Origin of the sequence: Arthrobacter sp. Hiyo1, assembly GCF_001263615.2 — a bacterium.
Lineage (GTDB): Bacteria > Actinomycetota > Actinomycetes > Actinomycetales > Micrococcaceae > Arthrobacter.
Genome location: NZ_DF952469.1, coordinates 277,327 through 278,796 on the forward strand (window position 1 = coordinate 277,327; position 1,470 = coordinate 278,796).

The following is a 1,470-nucleotide window of genomic DNA, read 5'->3' on the forward strand; positions in this document are numbered from 1 at the left end:
ACGACGCGATCCTCTGCTCCTGCAACAACGTCGCCGCAGGCAGCGTCCGCGATGCCATCAACGGCTGCGGTTCCTGCGAGGGCAACGCCCCCGTCCAGGAACTCGGCGAACTAAAGACATGTTCGCGGGCCGGCACCCAGTGCGGCTCCTGCGTCCCGATGCTCAAGAAACTCCTCGAAGGGGAACTGAAGAAGTCCGGCATCGAAGTCTCCAAGGCCCTGTGCGAGCACTTCAGCCTCTCCCGCCAGGAACTCTTCGACGCCATCCGCGTGCTGGAGCTGACCTCCTTCGAGGACATCCTTGCCAAATACGGCACCGGCGCAGGCTGCGATATCTGCAAGCCGACGATCGCCTCCATCCTCGCCTCCCAGAACAGTGAATACGTGCTCGGTGCCGGGCGCGGTACCCTGCAGGACACCAACGACCGCGCACTGGCCAACATGCAAAAGGACGGCACCTACTCGGTGGTCCCCCGCATCGCCGGCGGCGAAATCACGCCGAAGGGCCTGGGTGTCATTGCCCGCGTTGCCGAGAAGTACGGCCTCTACACGAAGATCACCGGCGGGCAACGGATCGACATGTTCGGCGCCCGCCTCGAACAACTCCCGGAGATCTGGAAGGAACTCGTCGACGCCGGCTTCGAGTCCGGCCAGGCGTACGGCAAGAGCCTGCGCACCGTGAAATCCTGCGTCGGCTCCACCTGGTGCCGCTTCGGCGTCCAGGACTCCGTCGCCATGGCCATCAACCTGGAACTGCGCTACCGCGGCCTGCGCAGCCCGCACAAACTCAAAATGGGCGTTTCCGGCTGCGCCCGCGAATGCGCCGAAGCCCGCGGCAAGGACGTCGGCGTCATCGCCACCGACAAGGGCTGGAACCTTTACGTCGGCGGCAACGGCGGCTTCCTGCCCGCCCACGCCCAGCTCCTCGCCCAGGACCTGGACGACGACACCCTGATCAAATACATCGACCGCTACCTCATGTACTACATCCGCACCGCCGACCGCCTCCAGCGCACCGCCCGCTGGCAGGAAGAACTCGACGGCGGCCTCAAACACATCGAAGACGTCATCATCCACGACTCCCTTGGCATCGCGGACGACCTCGAAGCCGCCATGGCCCGGCACATCGACACCTACCAGGACGAATGGGCAGAGACCCTCAAGGACCCCGAACGCCTGCGCCGCTTCCGTTCCTTCGTGAACGCACCCGACCAGAAAGACGAGGCCATCGCCTTCGTCCCTGAACGCGGCCAAATCCGCCCCGCCACCAACGAGGAAAAGGGCGGCGTCCTCATCGCCAGCACGATCCCCGTTCGCGGCCAGGGCTAAGGAGCACAAACCATGCAGCTCACCATCGACCTCACAGGCCGCGACGTTCTGGTCACAGGCTCGGCCCACGCCGCGCGGCAAGCCGTACGGCGCTTCGAAGCCGCGGGCGCCGTCGTCCATCGGCTCAGCACTCCCGACGGCG

General features: G+C 65.6%; 1 protein-coding gene and 1 pseudogene. Both read left to right on the top strand.

Translation table 11 applies throughout. The features are described from left to right. Positions 1–1,328: (2Fe-2S)-binding protein (locus AHiyo1_RS05820; RefSeq protein ID WP_172465506.1), on the top strand; the 1,328-nt coding region annotated here is incomplete at its 5' end. Positions 1,329–1,340: 12 nt separating this feature from the next. Further along, positions 1,341–1,470: pseudogene (locus AHiyo1_RS26245) on the top strand (uroporphyrinogen-III C-methyltransferase); the annotation flags it as partial.